Source organism: Pseudomonas sp. JAI115 (assembly GCF_014200835.1).
Taxonomy (GTDB): Bacteria; Pseudomonadota; Gammaproteobacteria; order Pseudomonadales; family Pseudomonadaceae; genus Aquipseudomonas; species Aquipseudomonas putida_A.
Genome location: NZ_JACHCY010000001.1, coordinates 263900 through 282813, shown reverse-complemented (window position 1 = coordinate 282813; position 18914 = coordinate 263900). Strand labels below are relative to the sequence as shown.

General features: G+C 58.7%; 17 protein-coding genes and 3 tRNA genes. 10 read left to right on the top strand and 10 right to left on the bottom strand.

The window, feature by feature from the left end; all coding sequences use genetic code 11:
- Positions 1 to 274: 274 nt before the first annotated feature.
- From HDC30_RS01270 to HDC30_RS01240, 7 genes are all read right to left on the bottom strand, one after another.
- A complete protein-coding gene (locus tag HDC30_RS01270) occupies positions 275 to 1690 on the bottom strand; it encodes a sigma-54-dependent Fis family transcriptional regulator (RefSeq protein WP_183780092.1) in 1416 nt (471 codons plus the stop codon).
- Positions 1691 to 1834: 144 nt separating this feature from the next.
- On the bottom strand, positions 1835 to 3409 hold the full coding sequence (locus HDC30_RS01265) for an ABC transporter ATP-binding protein (protein WP_183780090.1): 1575 nt from the start codon (positions 3407 to 3409) through the stop codon (positions 1835 to 1837).
- A 9-nt stretch (positions 3410 to 3418) separates the two neighbouring features.
- Complete coding sequence (locus HDC30_RS01260; protein WP_115989681.1) at positions 3419 to 4441, bottom strand: ABC transporter permease; 1023 nt, start codon at positions 4439 to 4441, stop codon at positions 3419 to 3421.
- Positions 4441 to 5502 (bottom strand): microcin C ABC transporter permease YejB, encoded by a 1062-nt coding sequence (locus tag HDC30_RS01255; protein WP_027612667.1) that lies wholly within the window; start codon positions 5500 to 5502, stop codon positions 4441 to 4443. The genes HDC30_RS01260 and HDC30_RS01255 overlap by 1 nt, the downstream gene beginning before the upstream one ends.
- The gene (locus HDC30_RS01250; protein WP_183780087.1) at positions 5502 to 7370 is read right to left on the bottom strand and encodes an extracellular solute-binding protein; all 1869 of its coding nucleotides are present in this window, start codon (positions 7368 to 7370) and stop codon (positions 5502 to 5504) included. Before HDC30_RS01250 ends, HDC30_RS01255 begins: the two co-directional genes overlap by 1 nt.
- Positions 7371 to 7505: 135 nt before the next feature.
- Positions 7506 to 7787, bottom strand: coding sequence for a peptidylprolyl isomerase (locus HDC30_RS01245; protein ID WP_007912303.1), 282 nt, complete (start codon positions 7785 to 7787; stop codon positions 7506 to 7508).
- Between the two features lie 96 nt (positions 7788 to 7883).
- Entirely contained in the window at positions 7884 to 8753 is an 870-nt protein-coding gene (locus tag HDC30_RS01240) for a triacylglycerol lipase (RefSeq protein WP_027612669.1), read from the bottom strand.
- 337 nt (positions 8754 to 9090) lie between these two features.
- On the opposite strand from HDC30_RS01240, the gene HDC30_RS01235 reads away from it, so the two are divergent.
- Positions 9091 to 10269, top strand: coding sequence for a hypothetical protein (locus tag HDC30_RS01235; protein ID WP_183781298.1), 1179 nt, complete (start codon positions 9091 to 9093; stop codon positions 10267 to 10269).
- A gap of 73 nt (positions 10270 to 10342) precedes the next feature.
- Here HDC30_RS01235 and HDC30_RS01230 read toward each other — a convergent pair whose 3' ends face one another.
- Positions 10343 to 11407, bottom strand: a complete 1065-nt coding sequence (locus HDC30_RS01230) for a 3-deoxy-7-phosphoheptulonate synthase (protein ID WP_183780083.1) — start codon at positions 11405 to 11407, stop codon at positions 10343 to 10345.
- 615 nt (positions 11408 to 12022) lie between these two features.
- Here HDC30_RS01230 and HDC30_RS01225 point away from each other — a divergent pair.
- From HDC30_RS01225 to HDC30_RS01185, 9 genes are all read left to right on the top strand, one after another.
- Complete coding sequence (locus tag HDC30_RS01225; protein ID WP_183780080.1) at positions 12023 to 12784, top strand: carbon-nitrogen hydrolase family protein; 762 nt, start codon at positions 12023 to 12025, stop codon at positions 12782 to 12784.
- Positions 12781 to 13224 carry a GNAT family N-acetyltransferase gene (locus HDC30_RS01220; RefSeq protein WP_183780078.1) on the top strand — a complete coding sequence of 148 codons (444 nt, stop codon included), beginning with the start codon at positions 12781 to 12783 and terminating at the stop codon, positions 13222 to 13224. Before HDC30_RS01225 ends, HDC30_RS01220 begins: the two co-directional genes overlap by 4 nt.
- 127 nt (positions 13225 to 13351) lie before the next feature.
- The gene (gene uvrY, locus HDC30_RS01215) at positions 13352 to 13993 is read left to right on the top strand and encodes a UvrY/SirA/GacA family response regulator transcription factor (protein ID WP_024012761.1); all 642 of its coding nucleotides are present in this window, start codon (positions 13352 to 13354) and stop codon (positions 13991 to 13993) included.
- 2 nt (positions 13994 to 13995) lie between these two features.
- Positions 13996 to 15819, top strand: a complete 1824-nt coding sequence (gene uvrC, locus HDC30_RS01210; RefSeq protein WP_027612674.1) for an excinuclease ABC subunit UvrC — start codon at positions 13996 to 13998, stop codon at positions 15817 to 15819.
- Between the two features lie 32 nt (positions 15820 to 15851).
- Entirely contained in the window at positions 15852 to 16412 is a 561-nt protein-coding gene (pgsA, locus tag HDC30_RS01205) for a CDP-diacylglycerol--glycerol-3-phosphate 3-phosphatidyltransferase (protein WP_003225417.1), read from the top strand.
- Positions 16413 to 16472: 60 nt separating this feature from the next.
- Positions 16473 to 16548 (top strand) — tRNA-Gly (locus HDC30_RS01200).
- A gap of 46 nt (positions 16549 to 16594) precedes the next feature.
- Positions 16595 to 16668 (top strand) — tRNA-Cys (locus HDC30_RS01195).
- 194 nt (positions 16669 to 16862) lie between these two features.
- Positions 16863 to 16949 (top strand) — tRNA-Leu (locus HDC30_RS01190).
- Positions 16950 to 17280: 331 nt separating this feature from the next.
- Complete coding sequence (locus HDC30_RS01185) at positions 17281 to 17721, top strand: hypothetical protein (RefSeq protein WP_183780075.1); 441 nt, start codon at positions 17281 to 17283, stop codon at positions 17719 to 17721.
- A 153-nt stretch (positions 17722 to 17874) separates the two neighbouring features.
- Here HDC30_RS01185 and HDC30_RS01180 read toward each other — a convergent pair whose 3' ends face one another.
- Positions 17875 to 18036, bottom strand: coding sequence for a hypothetical protein (locus HDC30_RS01180; protein WP_166495875.1), 162 nt, complete (start codon positions 18034 to 18036; stop codon positions 17875 to 17877).
- A 201-nt stretch (positions 18037 to 18237) separates the two neighbouring features.
- Complete coding sequence (msrA, locus tag HDC30_RS01175; RefSeq protein ID WP_115989685.1) at positions 18238 to 18744, bottom strand: peptide-methionine (S)-S-oxide reductase MsrA; 507 nt, start codon at positions 18742 to 18744, stop codon at positions 18238 to 18240.
- Positions 18745 to 18914 lie beyond the last annotated feature (170 nt).

The window sequence follows — 18914 nt, the reverse complement described above, 5'->3', positions numbered from 1 at the left end:
GTGTCTCCAGGGATTGTTATTTTTGTGGGTGAAGCGGATGCAGTAGAGGTGTTAGCGAGATCTGTGCCAGATTCTCAAGTCATTGAAATATAAGGGTTTTATGGGTTGAAGCGTGTTGAGAGTTGAAGAGCTGTCTCTCTTTTGAGATTTTTGTAGAGAGGGCGGACGCCTTCGCGAGCAAGCCCGCTCCCACAGTTGGAATGCATATCCCCTGTGGGAGCGGGCTTGCTCGCGAAGCTTTTGCTGTTGTCCTTTATTGGAGACTTGGGTCTCTTTATTGAGACTCGGCGATACCCAAGGCCAGCATCTTCTTGTACAACGTCGAGCGCCCCAACCCCAGCCGAGCCGCTGCCTCCGGCACTTTGCCCGCACATTGCGCGAGGGCAGACTGGATCAGCTGCCGGTCAAACCGCTGCCGTGCCTCGGCAAAGGTTTCTTCCGCCAACGGGTCCAGCGTGGTTGCAGACGGGCGTTCAACCGGTGTGAAGGTGCCGATTGCAGCGCGAATATCCTCTTCGGTGAGGATCAGGTCGTCGCTGAGCAGCGCTGCGCGCTCCAGCACGTTGCGCAATTCGCGGATGTTGCCCGGCCACGCATGTTGCCCGAGCAGATCCAGCGCTGCGCGACTCAGTTCATGCTGACTGCGCAGTTCTTCAAGAATCGCCTCGCTGAGCGCCGGCAGATCGTCGAGACGCTCGCGCAGCGGCGGAACCTGGATCGGCAGCACGTTGAGCCGGTAATACAGGTCGGCGCGGAACTCACCGCGTTTGATCGCGGCTTGCAGATCGGTCGAAGTCGCCGCGATCACTCGTACATCGCTCTGGATCACGTCGTTGGAGCCAACCGGTTCGAACTCCTTTTCCTGCAGCACCCGCAGCAGTTTGCTCTGCAGCGGCAACGGCATGTCGCCGATCTCATCGAGAAACAGCGTACCGCCCTGAGCGATCTGCAATTTGCCGGTGCGACCCTTGCGGTCGGCGCCGGTAAACGCGCCAGGCGCGGTGCCGAAGAATTCCGCTTCGAGCAACGCCTCCGGGATTGCGGCGCTGTTGATGCTGACGAAGGCTTTATGTGCCCGTGGCGAAGCGCTGTGAATCGCCTGAGCCAGCAACTCCTTGCCGGTGCCGGTTTCGCCGAGCAACAACACGGGTGAATCGGTGCTCGCACTGCGGCGGGCACGGCGTTTGACTTCGAGGCTGGCGCTGCTGGTGCCGATGAAATGGGCGAAGTTGTATTTGGTCTGCCGCGCCCGCAGCAGCGAGCGGGTCGAAGCCAGTTCTTCCTGCATGCTCAGGTAGCGCTTGAGCATCGGTGACAGGCTGCGCAATTCGTCGAACAGAGCAAACCCGATGGCGCCGATCACTGCGCCGGCATCGTCGTGGATCGGCAGGCGCATCACCACCAGCGGCTCTTTCGGCGTGTCCTGCATGTCCAGCAGGATCGGCCGGCCGGTGCGCACCACTTCACGCAGCAGGCTGCCGGGGATCACGCTTTCGCAGGGTTTGCCGATGGCTTTTTTCGCCGACTCAAGACCAAAACGCCGCGCATAGCGCTCGTTCATCCAGACGATGTTCGCGTCACGATCGACAATCACCGTGCCTTCGCTGGACTGCTCGATGATCTCGAACAGCGAGCGGATCGCCAGCGTGCGCACGCGTTGGTAGTCCTTGAGGCTTTCGGTGGTGTTCATGGGTTGGCGGATCCGGAGTTTGGGTTGTCTGTTCGGGCCTCTTCGCGAGCAAGCTCGCTCCCACATTTTGGAATGCGTTCCCCTGTGGGAGCGAGCCTGCTCGCGAAGGTCGCGACTCGGTATCAAGGCAAGCGCCGATTATGCCTACCCCGGATGCGCCGCCGCCAACAGCTCTTTGGTGTAAGGATGCTGCGGTGAGTCGAACACATCATGGCTGGCACCGCGCTCAACCACTTTGCCGTCCTTGATCACGATCATGTCATGCGCCAGCGCCCGCACCACCGCCAGGTCGTGGCTGATGAACAGGTAGGTCAGGCCGTGTTTTTCCTGAAGATCGCGGAGCAGGGCGACCACTTGTTTCTGCACGGTACGATCAAGGGCCGAGGTCGGCTCGTCGAGCAGGATCAGCGCCGGTTTCAGCACCAGTGCCCTGGCGATGGCGATGCGCTGGCGCTGACCGCCGGAAAACTCGTGCGGGTAGCGATGACGGCTTTCCGGATCCAGGCCGACCTCCTTGAGCACGCGGATCACCTGTGCATCGCACTCATCGGCGCTGGACTGACAATGCACCTCCAGCCCTTCACTGATGATCTGCGCCACCGACATCCGTGGACTGAGGCTGCCGAACGGATCCTGAAACACCACCTGCATCTGCCGACGCCATGGTCGCAATTGCTTCTGATCGAGGCCGTCGAGGGCGGTGCCCTGAAAACGGATACTGCCCTCGGAATCGAGCAACCGCAGAATCGCCTGACCCAGGGTCGACTTGCCCGAACCGGACTCACCGACAATGCCCAGGGTTTTGCCGCGCTGGATATTCAGGCTGATGCCGTCCACCGCGCGCAAATACTGTTTGCGCTGGAACAGCCCGCCACCGACGACGAACTCGACCCGCAGATCATCCACTTCCAGCACGTTCTCGCGTTCGTCCCGGGGCAGGGCTTCGCCTTCCGGCTCGGCGTTGAGCAGCAAGCAGCTGTAAGGGTGTTTCGGTTCGGTAAACAGGGTTTCGCACGGGGCTTGCTCGACGATTTCGCCAGCCTTCATCACGCACACCCGTTGCGCAATGCTGCGCACCAGATTGAGGTCGTGACTGATCAGCAGCAGCGACATGCCCAGGCGTTGTTGCAGGGATTTGAGTAGCAGCAGGATCTTGCGTTGCACTGTCACATCAAGCGCGGTGGTCGGCTCGTCAGCGATCAGCAGTTCCGGCTCACAAGCCAGGGCCATGGCAATCATTACTCGTTGCCGCTGGCCGCCGGAAAGTTGATGCGGATAGGCCTTGAGGCGCTCTTTGGGTTTCTGAATACCCACCAGTTCCAGCAGTTCAAGGATGCGCTGTTCCGCCGCTTTACCGCCCAGACCGCGATGCACCAGCAGCGTTTCACCGATCTGCTTTTCGATGGTGTGCAGCGGATTGAGCGAGGTCATCGGCTCCTGGAAGATCATCGCGATCCGGTTGCCACGCAGTTCGCGCAGCACTTTCGGATCGGCGCCGAGCAATTCCTGGCCGCGATAGCGAATGCTGCCGCTGGTTTGCGCATCGCCTTCGGGGAGCAACTGCAGAATCGAATGCGCAGTCACCGATTTGCCCGAGCCCGACTCGCCGACCAGCGCCAGGCACTCGCCGGGACGGATGTCCAGGCACAGGTTGCGCACCGCCGGCTGGCCATGGAAGGCGACGTTAAGGTCTCGGATTTCGATCAGGTTATCAGTCATGGTCACACTTCAGGATCGAGGGTCGAACGCGTCACGTAACGCTTCGCCGATGAACACCAGTAAAGAAAGAATCAGCGCCAGGGTGAAGAATGCCGTCAGCCCGAGCCACGGCGCTTGCAGGTTCTGCTTGCCCTGACCAATCAGTTCGCCCAGCGAAGCGCTGCCGGCGGGCATGCCGAAACCGAGGAAGTCGAGAGCGGTAAGGGTGGAAATTGCGCCGGTGAGAATGAACGGCAAGTAACTCAGCGTCGCGTTCATCGCATTGGGCAGGATGTGCCGGAAAATCACCTTGCGGTCGCTCAGGCCCAACGCGCGCGCCGCTTTGACGTATTCCAGATTACGCCCGCGCAGGAACTCGGCGCGCACCACATCCACCAGTGCCAGCCATGAAAACAGCGCCATGATCCCCAGCAGCCACCAGAAATTCGGCTCGACAAAGCCGGACAAAATGATCAGCAGGTACAGCACCGGCAATCCGCTCCAGACCTCCAGCAAACGCTGCCCGAGCAGATCGACCCAACCGCCGTAATAGCCTTGCAGGGCGCCGGCAGCAATGCCGATCAGCGCGCTGACGGCAGTCAGCATCAGGGCAAACAGGATCGATACCCGTGCACCGAAAATCACCCGCGCTAACACATCACGCGCCTGATCGTCGGTGCCGAGCCAGTTGACCTTCGAGGGCGGGCTCGGTGCTGGCTGATTGAGGTCGTAGTTGGGCGTGTCGTCGCTGAACGGTATTGGCGGGAACAGCAGCCAGCCACCGCCCTTGCGGATCAGGTTCTGCACATAGTCACTGCGATAATCGGCCTGGAACGGCAATTGCCCGCCAAACTCCTGCTCGGTGTAGCGCTTGAAGACCGGGAAGAAGAGCTGGTTCTGATAGCTGACCACCAGTGGTTTGTCATTGGCGATCAGTTCACCGCCTAACGTCACCACAAACAGTCCAATAAACAGCCACAACGACCACCAGCCACGGCGGTTTTTCTTGAATCGTGCAAAACGGCGACGGCCCAGAGGCGAGAGCTTGAACATCAGGCGTTCCTCGCGGCGAAGTCGATACGCGGGTCGACCAGGGTGTAGCACAAGTCGCCGATCAGTTTTATCAGGAGGCCGAACAGGGTGAAGATGAACAGCGAGCCGAACACCACCGGATAGTCCCGGGAAACCGCCGCTTCGTAGCTCATGCGGCCGAGACCGTCGAGGGAGAAGATCACTTCGATCAACAGTGAGCCGGCAAAGAACACACTGATGAACGCCTGCGGAATCCCCGAGACCACCAGCAGCATCGCGTTGCGGAACACATGGCCGTAAAGCACGCGGCGTTCGCTCAGGCCTTTGGCGCGGGCGGTGACGACGTACTGGCGGGTGATTTCATTGAGGAACGAGTTCTTGGTGAGGATCGTCAGCGTGGCGAAGCCGCCAATCACCAGCGCCGTCACCGGCAACACCAGGTGCCAGAAGTAATCGGCAATCTTGCCCAGGGTCGACAGCGATTCGAAGTTGTCCGAGACCAGACCGCGCACCGGAAACCAGTTCAATGAGGTGCCGCCGGCAAACACCACGATCAGAAACATTGCGAACAGAAACGCCGGCATCGCGTAGCCGATGATGATCGCGGTGCTGCTCCAGATGTCGAAATGGCTGCCGTGATGCACCGCTTTGCGGATGCCCAGCGGGATCGACACCAGATAGGTGATCAGCGTCGCCCACAAGCCGAGGGAAATGGTCACCGGCATTTTTTCCAGAATCAGATCGGTGACCGTCGCACCGCGGAAAAAGCTTTTGCCGAAGTCCAGCTGCGCGTAGTTCTTGAGCATCAGCCACAGCCGCTCATGCGCCGGTTTATCAAAACCGTACTGCTTTTCGATGTCCTTGATCAGTTGCGGATCGAGGCCACGGCTGGCGCGCGAAGTGTTGCTCATGGTTTCGCTGGAACTGCCGCCGACACTCGCACCGCCGATCCCTTGCAGATGGGCGATGGCCTGTTCGACCGGGCCGCCGGGTGCGGCCTGAATGATCACGAAATTGACCAGCAGGATGATCACCAGCGTCGGAATGATCAGCAGCAGGCGCCGCAGAATGTATGCCCACATCAGTGCGGTCCTCCGGGTCTGCCACGCCCGATTTTTTCGGCGGTCATCTGTTGGTTGGTCAACGGCGTGCTGCTGATTTCCCACCAGCTCTCGATGGCTTCGTCATTGCTGGCCTGGATCGCCGGCATGCCGAAGCGGTTCCACCAGACGGTGGAGGTGCCCGGCGGGTAATAGTTGGGAATCCAGTAGTAGTTCCATTGCAGCACCCGGTCCAGGGCGTGGGCATAGTGCAACATGTCGCTTTGGGTCGAGGCGCGGATCAGGCCGTTGATAAGGGTGTCGACCGCCGGATTTTTCAGCACCATGTAGTTGTTGGCGCCGGGGTCGTTGGCCGATATCGAGCCGAAGTAGTTGAGCAGCTCGCCACCCGGAGACGTGCTGACCGGGTAGCCGGTGACGATCATGTCGTAGTCGCGGCTCATCAGGCGATTGACGTATTGCGAGGAGTCGATGCGACGGATATTCAGCTCGATGCCGATCTGCTTCAGCGTGCGCTTGAAAGGCAGAAGCAGGCGATCCATACCGTTCTGGCTGACCAGAAAGGTGAAACTCAAAGGTTCGCCTTCGGCGTTGACCAGTTGGTCGCCCTCGGGTTTCCAGCCAGCCTGTTCGAGCAGTTCCAGGGCTTGCAGTTGCTTGTCGCGGATCAGCCCGCTGCCATCGGTTTTCGGCGCCTCGAAGACCTGGGTGAACACTTCGTCGGGAACCTGCCCGCGCAACGGCTCAAGGATTTTCAGTTCGGCGGCGTCCGGCAGCTCGCGGGCTGCCAGTGCGGTATTGGAGAAATAGCTCTGCTGGCGGATGTACATGTTGCGCATCATCTGCCGGTTGCTCCACTCGAAATCCCAGAGCATCGCCAGCGCCTGGCGCACCCGACGATCCTGGAACATCGGTTTCTGCAGGTTGAACACGAACCCCTGCGCCGATTGCGGGGCCTCGGTGGCCAGGTGGGCTTTCTGCAAGCGGCCGTCACTCAGCGCAGGGCTGTCGTAACCGATCGAATAGCCGGTGGCGGAAAATTCGCGGTTGTAGTCATAGGCACCGCCGCGCAATACCTGGCGGGCGACATCGGTGTCGCCGAAATATTCGATGCTGAAGTGATCGAAGTTATACAGGCCGCGACTGGCCGGCAGGTCCTTGCCCCACCAGTCGGGGTTGCGTTCAAAGGTGATGCTGCGCCCGGAGTCGACCTTGCCGACCCGATACGGGCCGCTGCCCAGTGGTGGTTCATAGCCACCGCCACCGGCGAAGTCGCGGGTTTTCCACCAGTGCTCGGGAAACACCGGCAGGGTGGCGATGTCCAGTGGCAGGGTGCGGTTCTCGTTGCTCTTGAAATCGAAGCGCACGGTCAGCGGCGCTTCCACTTCCACGCCTTTGACGTCGGCGAACTGCGTGCGATAGCGCAGGCTGCCCTGGGTCATCAACAGGTCATAGGTGTAGCGCACGTCTTCGGCAGTGATCGGCTTGCCGTCGGCAAAACGCGCCTTGGGATCGATGAAGAAGCGCAGCGACAGACCATCCTCCGAGTGCTCCATCTTTTGCGCCACCAGGCCATAGACCGTGTAGGGCTCGTCCATCGAGCGCTGGGCCAGCGGCGAATAGAGCATGCCGTCGATCTGGGTGACGCCGATGCCTTTATCTATATAAGGCAGGATGTGATCGAAATGCCCGATCTCTATCGCCGAGCGGCGCATGTTGCCGCCCTTGGGCGCCCGCGGATTGGTGTAGTCGAAATGGCTGAAACCGGCCGGGTATTTGGCAGGTTCGCCATAGACGGTCAACGCATGTTGCGGGGTGGCGTTCACACCGGCGGCGCCCAATAGCAGGGCCACGGCAGTGAACAGTAAAGTCGGGAAAGCCAGTCGCATTGTCAGCCTTAAAGCCGGGTGATCGATAAGCGCAATTTGTACGCGAGCGGCGCGTCAGTCGCCAGCCGTATCCTGTAACCAAAACACAACGGCCCACCAAAAGGCGGGCCGTTGGGGCAGCAATCAGGCGACGGATCAGTCCTGGCGGCTGGTGACTTCGAGCAGGTGATAACCGAACTGGGTCTTCACCGGGCCTTGCACGACGTTGATCGGTGCGCTGAAGACCACGGTGTCGAATTCCTTGACCATCTGGCCAGGACCGAACGAACCCAGGTCGCCGCCCTGACGGCTGGACGGGCAGGTGGAGTTGGCCTTGGCGACTTCGGCGAAATCAGCACCGCCTTCGATCTGGGCCTTGAGTTCGTTGCACTTGTCTTCGCTGGAAACCAGGATGTGGCGGGCAGTGGCTTTAGCCATGGGGAAATTCTCCAATCTATTTCAGTAAAGTGTGGAGCCTACCGGAATCAGTAAGCGATTTCTCGGCAAAGTTCCACTCGGTACATTGACGCCCATCTACAGTTGCGCGGCTTTCAGGCGCATCGCGTGTTCGACATAGAGGTCGACGGGATCCGCGCCGGGTATTCGCAACCCGCCCGGATGACGCAAGCTGCCAAGGTGATTGAGGGGATAGTCGGAGCGGATGACCCGGCCCAGGTGAGAACTGTAACGGCCCACGAAACCATCGTTCTGTCCGGCCTCCGTGACGAAATGGCTGGATAATGCGTGGCAGACGGAATGCACTGGATCCAGAGCCTGCAACAAATTGTCCTGCAGCGTGCCGCTCCAGGAGTAGTAGTGGACGTCATTGACCCGTTCCGCCCCCTGGCCGCCCCACGTCGAAGGCAGGCCTTGAGGGTATTTTTTGTTGAATTGCCCGACGTCCGCAGTCGTCAGGGCATTGAGTGCGGCTACGGCGGCCTGCGGCAGACCCGGTTGACCGCTGAGCAGCGAGAGGAATCGCGCAAACTGTGTCGCAGCGTGCTCCGCCACCTGCTCCGGCAGGCCTCCCGGAACTAGCGCCAGGCGTAAGGCGTCAGCCAGTTCCGAGCCGTGATTGGGGCCGCTGACCGATGTCACCGAGGCGACTTTCTCCGGCGCGAGCGCAGCGGCATAACGGCATGCCAGCGCGCCCTGGCTATGTCCGATCAGGTTGACTTTACCGGCGCCGGTGCCTCGCAGAACGCGCTCGATCTGGAACATCAATTGCTGGCCGCGAACTTCGTTGTCATGGGTTGCGGACAGCTGCGGCACAAACACTTGCCCGCCTGCCTCTCTCAGCGCTTGCTTGACATCATGAAAAAGCTCGAAATGGCCGATACGGTCAAACCCGAACAGGCCATGGACCAAAAGGATGGGGTAGCGGGTTGTCGCATTCCGTTGCATGTTCCTGCCTCTTTTGCAGATGCTTGTCAGTGGTTGGTGCGTGCCACTGTAAAACAGGCCTGCGGGTCGGCGATGTCTGAAAAATCCTCTGTACTGAAAGGAAATTGGACTAAAAGCGGTACGAATTTTCGCTTCTGCTTGAGAGGGTAGTCGGAACATTTGGCAATCTTTTGCCCGGTATCGCTGGATTCTGCTTCGTAAGCCTACGTCATGCGGTGTATTTACCCTGCCGACGGAAGGCGTTGTGCTGACTTCCGCCGGTCGCTGGATGGTGTTCAATGGATTTCGTTCGACGCGGCCTTCACGGCGGCGTTTTATCCAAGGAATGGAGCTACGAATGTCTATATACGAAGCCACCGGCGATTCTTCTGTGGTACCAGCGTCAAATATGTCCCCTGTAGCGGATGAATCCGGTGAACACCGTCTTCTGAGTTTGAAGGTGGACGGCGACCACTTCGAATTCTGCTATCGACACGCGTCTGCAGCGGCAGACTCTCCAGGCTCGTGGCTGCCTGCACCGATGCTTGAGGTTATGGAGGGCGGAATGCTTGATCCTTCACTGGACCATGCATTCGTCAGGGTGGCGCCTTACCCGAACATGTTGTGCGGCGACAAACTTGTGCTGAGCTGGCAAGGACTGGATGACGAAGGATTGCCCTATATTCACGAAACCACTCGTGCGGTCAGTGAAAGTCAGGTGGGTCAGGAACTCGTCTTTGTCATAAAGGGTTTGCACATCGCAGCGCTGGAGCGCGGCTCGCTGGAGGTTTACTGGACGCTGTACAGCGTTGCGCTGCAGAAGCCCGTGTCATCCAGGCGTTTGCAGCTGAATGTGGGTGATCCGGAACCCGATTTGCTGGCTCCGATCCTTGAAGAAACGGTGGGCGGGACGCTCGATCCGGCCCGTATTCCGCAGGGCACTAGCGTTATCGTGCGACCTTACGCCCGCATGGCTGTCGGGGACCGGGTCATCCTGTCGTGGCAAGGTGTCGAAGGACTGCCGGTGATCAGTGATGTGTTGCTCGTGGAGCCGTTTGCTGTCGGCGAAGCGCTGTCTTTCTGGATACCCGCAGATTCTATTGCCCCTCATCGTATGCAGGAGGTGAGCGTCAGCTACCGGGTGGAGTCAGGGGCGGAGCAGGTGAGGAACTCTGCAACCTCGCGAATTCTGATCGCGCCATTGATGCGAGGCGAGCTCGCAGCTCCGCAGGTACTGGAAGCGCAAGATGGCGAACTGGAGGCAGTAGATGCCGAGGATGGCATTACCGTGGTGATCGGCAATGCCCAGGCCGAGGAGGGGGAGCTGGTTTACTTGAAATGCGATGGTGAGTATTTCAGTCACCGCGATGATCGGGACATCACCCGGGAAACTGCAGGCGAGCCTTTGGTATTCATCGTGCCTTATCGTTTCTGGCGAGAGCATCGGGAAACTGTGGTGCAGGTGTCGTATTCAGTGGAGCGGCTGGATGATGTCAGCCAGGCTTCCGAGATAACACGCATCCGGGTGCGGGCATAACCCGGTGGTGAAGTCTGAGCGATGACTCAGCCTTTGCGGGATTTTGATAAGCCCGCAAAGGCTGCTCGGATCATCAGTCTCGAAGACGTTCGGCAGCGCTCGACAGCAACTGTTCCGTCGCACTGAACCCAAGGCAACCATCGGTAACCGACACCCCGTAACGCAGTGTGGGGCTCAAGGGCTGGCAGCCTTCGAACAGGTGGGATTCAATCATCATGCCGATCAAGGAACGATCGCCCAGCAGGCGTTGTTCGAGAACCGCGTTGAACACGTCGGGCTGGCGCAATGGATCCTTGCCGCTGTTGGCGTGGCTGCAGTCGACCATGATCCGGCTCGGAATTTTCAGTCGGCTCAGGTCGGCATGTACCCGGGCGACGCTTTCGCGATCGTAGTTAGGACCGTGATGACCGCCGCGCAGCACTATATGAGTGTCGGGGTTGCCCGGGGTCTGGATGATCGCCGGGTGTCCTTGGCTGTCGACGCCGAAGTGTCGGTGCGGATGTGCTGCTGAACGCATGGCGTCGACGGCTACACCTACGCCACCGTCGGTGCCGTTCTTGAAACCTACGGGCATGTTCAGGCCGCTGGCCATTTCCCGGTGAATCTGCGATTCGGTGGTGCGTGCACCGATAGCAACCCAACTGAGCAGGTCGTCGAAGTAGCCGGCCGCCATTGGTTGCAGCAACTCAGTAGCGATGGGCAGGCCCAGGCGGATCATCTCAAGCATCAATTCACGCGACAGGGTCAGGCCGCCAGCCATGTCGTCGCTGCCATCCAGGTGCGGGTCGTAAGCCAGACCTTTCCAGCCGACGGTGGTGCGTGGTTTTTCGATGTAGGCGCGCATCACCAACAGCATCTCGTCTCTGACTTCATGGGCCAGGCGGGAAAGTTTTTCGGCGTATTCGAGTGCGGAGCGCGGGTCATGAATCGAGCAAGGGCCGACGACGACCAGCAGGCGATGGTCTTCGCCATTGAGGATCGCGCGGACAGCCTGGCGGTGGGCTGCGACTTGCTGGGCGAGGGCATTGCTCAGGGGCAATTGCTGTTTGAGCTGCAATGCGCTGGGCAGACGCAGGGTCAGTGCTTCGTTGGCAGAATCAAGGGTGGTCAGTGGCAGAGCAGAAACAGACGAGTTCATATTCGGGATTCCTGGGCTGGCGGCGGGTGTTTCCCGCTCACTCGGCCCTACTGGGGTGTTCGACAATTGGCCGGATTGGCTGCGTGTGTGTGCTTGCCACCTGTGGGTGACCGATCGGAGGCGGCAGGCTGTCCCGAGCGGAGGTTGCTAAATCGCCAGGCGGTAAAAGTGTCGTAACGGTAATAAGTGGCGTAGTTCATGTCGTGATTCCTCAAAGTTCTGGTGTGTTGCTGAAAAATTTGGGGCCTGAAAAAACAAAACCCCCGGTCGGGAGGCCGACCGGGGGTTGAGAATTCTCTGGTAGGCGACCCGTTTTTGTGGGCGCCGGTGGGTATCAGGCGCGCCAGTGGCTAAACCAATACCCAAAATAAAAGCTGACAGGAGCGCAAACGTCATTCGCCCGGGCAGCCGCAACCGAGCGCAGGGCGCTGGCGGAACGAAGCTGTGAGAGGGCGTTGAACATGGTTTGTCTCCGATGAATGCGCCGAGCTTACTAGAGGCCCGTACGGCTGAGCAATCAGAAATTGCTATCGCCATTGCGGAGGTTACCTATCGCTTGAGTGCTGCAGGCGTTGTGACACACTGGTTGCTTTGCACAAACACCAAGGATGATTCATGTCGATGTTCACGGTCGCTGCAGCCCAGTCTCTCTCCATTGCCGGTGATCTGGCGGCGAACCTCGCCCGTCATTTGCGCTTCATGGCCGTGGCGGCGGAGCAGGGCGTCGAGCTGCTGGTGTTCCCGGAGCTGTCGCTGACAGGCTACGAAGGCCAGATGGCCGCAGACTTGGCAATCGATCCGCAGGATGCTGTGCTGCAACCCTTGCGCGATTGCGCTCGCGAGCTGGGCCTCACCGCTGTCGTCGGTATGCCGATTCGCGATAGGGACAGTTCGAAGGTATTGATCGGCGCGCTGACATTAGGAGGGGATGGTTCTCTTGAGGTTTACAGTAAACAACATCTGCACATTGGCGAAGAGCTTTTCTATGCCCCAGGTGCTGGTGGTTCGTCCTTGAGCATAGGCGGCGATACCATAGCGCTGGCGGTATGCGCTGATTTTTCCCATGCCAGTCACGCGGCAGCGGCCGCCGATTTTGGTGCCGACCTGTACGCAGCAGGCGTGCTGATTGGCGAGAAAGGCTATGACGTGGATAGCGCGATATTGCAGGGCTATGCCCAAAACCACTCAATGGCGGTGCTGATGGCCAATCACGCCGGGCTCACGGGTGGATGGCAATCGGCGGGTCGCAGCGCGTTCTGGTCTGAAAGCGGGACGCTGGTGGTGGCGGCGCGAGGGCCGGGTGAAGTGTTGGTTATTGCCCGGCGTGATGCCGGCGCATGGCAGGGGCGGGTAGTACCCGTGGCGGTAGACCTGTGACCTGGGCATTGCGTCGTGCCGAATCGGCAGATCGGGCGTTTGCCCGAGAGCTGACGTGCCAGAATATGCTGCGCTATTACATTGACCACGATCTGCTGTGGCAGGACAAAGCGTTCGACGTCGCTTGGGATGGGCGGGACAACTGGCTGATCCTTCTTGGTGAAGTTCCTGTGGGATTTTTCAGTCTCAGTCATGATCGCCGGGCCTTGTACATCCGCGAGCTGCAAATAGCCGAGGCCTCTCGCAGGCAAGGCGCAGGATCCTGGACGATCGATCAGGTTGTCGCCTTGGCTCGCGGCGAAAACCTGTCAGCACTGCGTTTGACAGTATTCAAAAATAATCCGGCGCAAAGTCTGTATAAGAGAAAAGGCTTCAAGGTGTGCGGTGAGGACGAGTGTTTCCTGAGGATGGAGCTCGATTTCGGTACACTTGTGCTCTGAAACCCACGGCCGGCAAGCCTTCGATGATGAATTGAAACTTTTTAAATGATGCTTGCCGCTAGGTCTGTCTGGCACTTTTTGCTAAGGTGTCCGGCATCCCAATAAGACCATATCGCGAGGTGTCTGCTTGATTAGGGTGCTAGTGGTCGACGACCATGATCTCGTTCGTACAGGCATTACACGTATGCTGGCCGATATCGATGGCTTGCAGGTGGTTGGACAGGCCGAGTCCGGGGAAGAATCCCTGATCAAGGCCCGTGAGTTGAAACCCGATGTGGTCCTGATGGACGTAAAGATGCCCGGTATTGGTGGCCTCGAGGCCACGCGCAAGCTGTTGCGCAGCCACCCGGACATCAAGGTCGTCGCGGTGACCGTGTGCGAGGAAGATCCATTTCCTACGCGCCTGTTACAGGCTGGTGCCGCCGGCTACCTGACCAAGGGCGCTGGTTTGCCGGAAATGGTTCAGGCGATCCGTCTGGTGTTTGCCGGGCAGCGATACATCAGCCCGCAGATTGCCCAGCAACTGGCGATCAAATCGTTCCAGCCAACCAACGATTCCCCTTTCGACGCCTTGTCCGAGCGGGAAATCCAGATCGCGTTGATGATTGTCGGCTGCCAGAAGGTGCAGATCATCTCCGACAAACTCTGCTTGTCGCCGAAAACGGTGAACACATATCGCTACCGGATTTTCGAAAAGCTGTCGATCAGCAGTGACGTCGAGCTGACGTTGCTGGCTGTGCGCCACGGCATGGTGGATGCCAGCGCCTGATCATGACTGAAGTATTCGATTCCGGCGCCTTCCTGGCGACTGTCAGTGGGCGCCCCGGCGTCTATCGCATGTTCGACAGCGATGCGCGCCTGCTGTATGTCGGCAAGGCCAAGAACCTCAAGAAGCGCCTTGCCAGCTATTTTCGCAAGACCGGGCTGGCGCCAAAAACCGCTGCGCTGGTCGGGCGTATCGCGCAGGTCGAAACGACCATTACCGCCAACGAAACCGAGGCGTTGCTGCTTGAGCAGACGCTGATCAAGGAGTGGCGGCCGCCGTACAACATTCTGCTGCGCGACGATAAGTCCTATCCCTATGTCTTTCTGTCTGACGGCCAATTCCCACGTCTGAGCATCCACCGTGGCGCGAAGAAGGCCAAGGGCAAGTATTTCGGCCCGTACCCGAGCGCCGGGGCGATTCGCGAAAGCCTCAGCCTCTTGCAAAAGACCTTTTTCGTCCGTCAGTGCGAAGACAGCTATTACAAAAATCGCACGCGCCCGTGTCTTCAATATCAGATCAAGCGTTGCAAGGCGCCTTGTGTCGGTCTGGTCGAACCTGAGGTCTACGCCGAGGATGTACGCCATTCGGTGATGTTTCTCGAGGGGCGCAGTCATGCCCTGACCAATGAGCTGTCCACGGCAATGGAAGAGGCGGCAATCAATCTCGAATTCGAGCGCGCCGCCGAGTTGCGTGACCAGATTGCCTTGCTGCGCCGTGTTCAGGATCAGCAAAGCATGGAAGGTGGAACGGGCGACATCGATGTTATCGCAGCTTTCGTCAACCCGGGCGGCGCTTGCGTTCACTTGATCAGTGTCCGCGGCGGTCGGGTGTTGGGCAGCAAGAACTTCTTTCCGCAGGTGGGTATCGAGGAGGAGGTCGCTGAAGTCATGGCGGCGTTCCTCGGTCAGTACTACATCAGCAGTCCGGAGCGCGACCTGCCAGGCGAACTGATCGTCAACGTGGTTCCCGAAGACGCCACGGCTCTGATCGACGCCATCCACGAGCTGCGCGGTCGGGAGCTGAGCATCAGCCACCGGGTACGCGGCACGCGGGCTCGATGGCAGCAGTTGGCGGTCACCAATGCCGAGCAAGCGCTGGGTGCACGCCTGGCCAACCGGCAACACACGGCTGCGCGCTTCGATGCGCTGGCAGAAGTGCTGAACCTGGATGAGCCGCCGCAGCGTCTTGAGTGCTATGACATCAGTCACTCCAGTGGTGAGGCCACCGTCGCTTCCTGTGTCGTGTTCGGCCCGGAAGGCGCGATCAAATCCGACTATCGTCGTTACAACATTGAAGGCGTCACGGCGGGTGATGACTATGCAGCCATGCACCAGGCGTTGACCCGGCGCTTCAGCAAACTGAAGGACGGGGAGGGCAAGCTGCCGGACATTCTGTTGGTGGACGGTGGCAAGGGGCAGTTGTCGATGGCACGCGACGTACTCAACGAACTGGCAGTGCCGGATCTCATTCTGCTGGGTGTGGCGAAGGGTGCAACACGCAAGGCAGGCTTCGAAACTTTGTATCTCAATGATGCCGCGCATGAGTTCACGCTGCGTGGCGATTCCCCGGCGTTGCACCTGATCCAGCAGATTCGTGACGAGGCGCATCGCTTCGCAATCACCGGCCACCGTGCGCGGCGCGGCAAGACCCGCCGTACCTCGACGCTGGAAGGCGTTGCGGGTGTCGGGCCGACCCGACGTCGGGACTTGTTGAAACATTTTGGTGGATTGCAGGAGCTGTCTCGTGCAAGCATCGAAGAGATCGCCAAAGCACCGGGGATCAGTAAAAAGCTCGCAGAGTCGATTTATGCAAACCTGCATAGCGAGTAGAATGCCAACTCACCTCGTAGCCAGTTGTGCCGATGAATATCCCTAATCTGATTACCGTTCTCCGCGTCCTGCTCATCCCGATCTTCATTTTGCTGTTTTACCTGCCTTACCAGTGGAGCTATATGGCCTCCGCTTCGGTATTCGCCTTTGCGGCGGCAACTGACTGGCTGGATGGCTATCTGGCCCGCCGCCTTGAACAAAGCACGCCGTTCGGCGCGTTTCTCGATCCGGTTGCCGACAAGCTGATGGTGGCAGTCGCTTTGGTACTGCTGGTTCAGGAACACGGCAATTTGTGGCTGACACTTCCCGCAGCCGTCATCATCGGCCGCGAGATTGTCGTATCGGCCTTGCGTGAATGGATGGCCGAACTCGGTGCCCGCGCTCATGTAGCAGTGTCCAATCTCGGCAAGTGGAAAACCGCGGCGCAGATGCTGGCGCTGGTGATCCTGCTGGCCAATCCCCGCGATTTCAGCTTCTGGGTGCTGCTGGGTTACGCCTTGCTGATGATCTCGGCGGGCCTGACGTTGTGGTCGATGGTTCAATACCTGCGGGCCGCCTGGCCGCATCTGAAAACCGACGTTGAAAAGAAATAAAACTTTTTTGAATCAAAGGGTTGACGGGGCATCTGAAATCTATAGAATGCGCCACACCAAGCGGGAATAGCTCAGTTGGTAGAGCACGACCTTGCCAAGGTCGGGGTCGCGAGTTCGAGTCTCGTTTCCCGCTCCAAGTTTGGACGCGGTTGTTGTTGTGCTACTAAACAGCGATCGTTTGAGGCCGAGTAGCAAAATGGTTATGCAGCGGATTGCAAATCCGCCTACGCCGGTTCGATTCCGACCTCGGCCTCCACTATAAACAAGCTCCGTAGATCCATGATTTACGGAGCTTTTTTATTTTCAGTGCGCTGCAAGATTTAGTCTTGAAATCAGCCACTGTGAACTTGCTTCACCGGGACGTGATGTATATATTTCCCGCTCTGCTTCAAAGGCTCAACACAGACAGATTCTCTGGTCGACTGATTTGAGCACTACAACAGCGCTACCGCCCGAATGGCGAAACTGGTAGACGCATGGGACTTAAAATCCCCCGCTCGTAAGGGCGTGCCGGTTCGATTCCGGCTTCGGGCACCATCTAAAATCAAGGGTTTGCGGGCGAAAGCTGAGGCAAACCCTTGTTTGTTTTCGGATTGCCATTTTTAACTGGCTCCTCGTCAATTCCTTGTGTTTCTGCGCGCAGAGACCGTTGGTCACTTCTCGATGCAACCAATCCTGCAAGCGTCTACGTTTGTGGCTTGGTCGAAGATATCAAAAGTCATTGAGTGAACATTTTAGCTTGACCCGGTGGCGTTGATATCAGGATGGATCTTGATCATGGCGCGGTGCATCGCTCAGGCGATGGGCATTCAGACGGCCTGTCTGTTACGCCAGACCCGCCATTTTTGACGTGTTAAGGAGAACACCGATGGCAATCAATCAAGTGCACGCAGCAACCGATAAAACCGCTCTCGTCGAAGCCGAGGTGTACCGTTGGTACAATCTCTTCTTTCCGTGGTCGCGCGGTATGTCTTCCCGGTCGGAGGGCGCCATCAAGCCTCTGTACGATGCGTTGGCGAATGACTTCCGTGTGGTACTCACCGATGGAGAGATCATGTGTCGGGCGGACTATTGGGAGCGACTTTGGGGCTTGTATGGCAAGCGTGCTGGAAGCCCTGAATCACACATCACCAACCTCTCGATCACAGCGCTTCCCGGGGACTGTTTCCTGGCCGTCTTCGACCTTGTCAAAGACGGCATTACCAAGAAGAAAGTCGATTCGGCGCTGATGCGCGTCGATCAGGCCTCGCCATCTGGAATTTCATGGGTTTATGTCCATGAAAGCGAGCACGAGAGGAGCCTGGCGTAAGTCACTTGAGTTCCACTCTCGCGGCTAAAAAGCCCGGATGTTTTTAACCTTGACGAAAAATCAGGCCCAGCCCCGCGCTGGGCTTTTTTGTATCTGCTGTTCGGCCAGAAAACAAAAAGCCCAGGCATACCCGGGCCAGTTGAGGGAACACATTCAGCGCGAATCAACCTCTTTTGCAGCCTGGGCGTTTGATCGTTCCTTGCGCCTGCGCAGCCAGCTGAAGAATGCATGTACCGGGTGTAAAAACGCAGCCAGTACGCACAGTAGCATGATGGTGAAAATGGCAATCAGCGGGAGGCTTTCGTGCGAGAACATGGTGGGGTACTCCTGTAGGCACTATGTTGGAACCTGCAGGCTAGACGCATTGAGCCATGCTTGCGATGAACGTATGTTCATCCTCGGGCGCTTGAACTGTGCTACGGAGGGCTCACCAAAATGATCGATTCCAGAGGTGCGCAAGTGCCGGCCTTCAGTTGAGGCCAGCGCCGTGCGTGGGGTGATTACGCAGGTGTGTTATTAGCTGCGCTTGGGCAACTTCCAGTTCGGACGGATGAAGTGGCAGGTGTAGCCATTCGGTATCCGCTCCAGGTAGTCCTGGTGCTCAGGTTCCGCTTCCCAGAACTGTCCCGCCGGTTCGATTTCGGTGACTACTCGGCCCGGCCAGAGACCGGAAGCGTCAACATCGGCGGCGGTATCCTCGGCGATGTCGCGTTGCTCTTCGCTGAGATAATAAATCGCCGAACGATAGCTGGGGCCAAGATCGTTGCCTTGACGGTTGGGCGTACTCGGATCGTGGATCTGGAAGAAGAACTCGAGGATCTGCCGGTAGCTGATCACCGCCGGGTCGAAGATGATTTCAATGGCTTCAGCGTGGTTGCCGTGGTTGCGGTAGGTGGCGTTCGGTACATCGCCGCCGCTGTAGCCGACTCGCGTCTGCAATACGCCGGGATAACGCCGCAGCAGGTCCTGCATGCCCCAGAAGCAGCCCCCGGCGAGAATCGCGGTTTCGGTTTGTCCGGTCATGATTTTTTGCCTCTCGCTGACTGTGGATACGGTTCTGGTTATGAGGGCGCGTTGGCTATTTGCAAGCTTGCCTCAGGGCTACGGGCTGCTCGAACCGGAGTTTTCAACAAAAAGCCCTGACGATAAGGCCAGGGCATTGATGGGTTCGAGCGGTGAATTCGTGGCAATTC

Bases quoted from the DNA above. Each gene is read 5' to 3' on its own strand.
- HDC30_RS01265 (WP_183780090.1), bottom strand. From the start codon at position 3,409: ATGACTGATAACCTGATCGAAATCCGAGACCTTAACGTCGCCTTCCAT.
- HDC30_RS01180 (WP_166495875.1), bottom strand. From the start codon at position 18,036: ATGTTCTCGCACGAAAGCCTCCCGCTGATTGCCATTTTCACCATCATG.
- uvrC (WP_027612674.1), top strand. From the start codon at position 13,996: ATGACTGAAGTATTCGATTCCGGCGCCTTCCTGGCGACTGTCAGTGGG.
- HDC30_RS01230 (WP_183780083.1), bottom strand. From the start codon at position 11,407: ATGAACTCGTCTGTTTCTGCTCTGCCACTGACCACCCTTGATTCTGCC.
- HDC30_RS01235 (WP_183781298.1), top strand. From the start codon at position 9,091: ATGTCTATATACGAAGCCACCGGCGATTCTTCTGTGGTACCAGCGTCA.
- HDC30_RS01270 (WP_183780092.1), bottom strand. From the start codon at position 1,690: ATGAACACCACCGAAAGCCTCAAGGACTACCAACGCGTGCGCACGCTG.
- HDC30_RS01240 (WP_027612669.1), bottom strand. From the start codon at position 8,753: ATGCAACGGAATGCGACAACCCGCTACCCCATCCTTTTGGTCCATGGC.
- pgsA (WP_003225417.1), top strand. From the start codon at position 15,852: ATGAATATCCCTAATCTGATTACCGTTCTCCGCGTCCTGCTCATCCCG.
- msrA (WP_115989685.1), bottom strand. From the start codon at position 18,744: ATGACCGGACAAACCGAAACCGCGATTCTCGCCGGGGGCTGCTTCTGG.
- HDC30_RS01185 (WP_183780075.1), top strand. From the start codon at position 17,281: ATGGCAATCAATCAAGTGCACGCAGCAACCGATAAAACCGCTCTCGTC.
- HDC30_RS01250 (WP_183780087.1), bottom strand. From the start codon at position 7,370: ATGCGACTGGCTTTCCCGACTTTACTGTTCACTGCCGTGGCCCTGCTA.
- HDC30_RS01260 (WP_115989681.1), bottom strand. From the start codon at position 4,441: ATGTTCAAGCTCTCGCCTCTGGGCCGTCGCCGTTTTGCACGATTCAAG.
- HDC30_RS01245 (WP_007912303.1), bottom strand. From the start codon at position 7,787: ATGGCTAAAGCCACTGCCCGCCACATCCTGGTTTCCAGCGAAGACAAG.
- HDC30_RS01225 (WP_183780080.1), top strand. From the start codon at position 12,023: ATGTCGATGTTCACGGTCGCTGCAGCCCAGTCTCTCTCCATTGCCGGT.
- HDC30_RS01255 (WP_027612667.1), bottom strand. From the start codon at position 5,502: ATGTGGGCATACATTCTGCGGCGCCTGCTGCTGATCATTCCGACGCTG.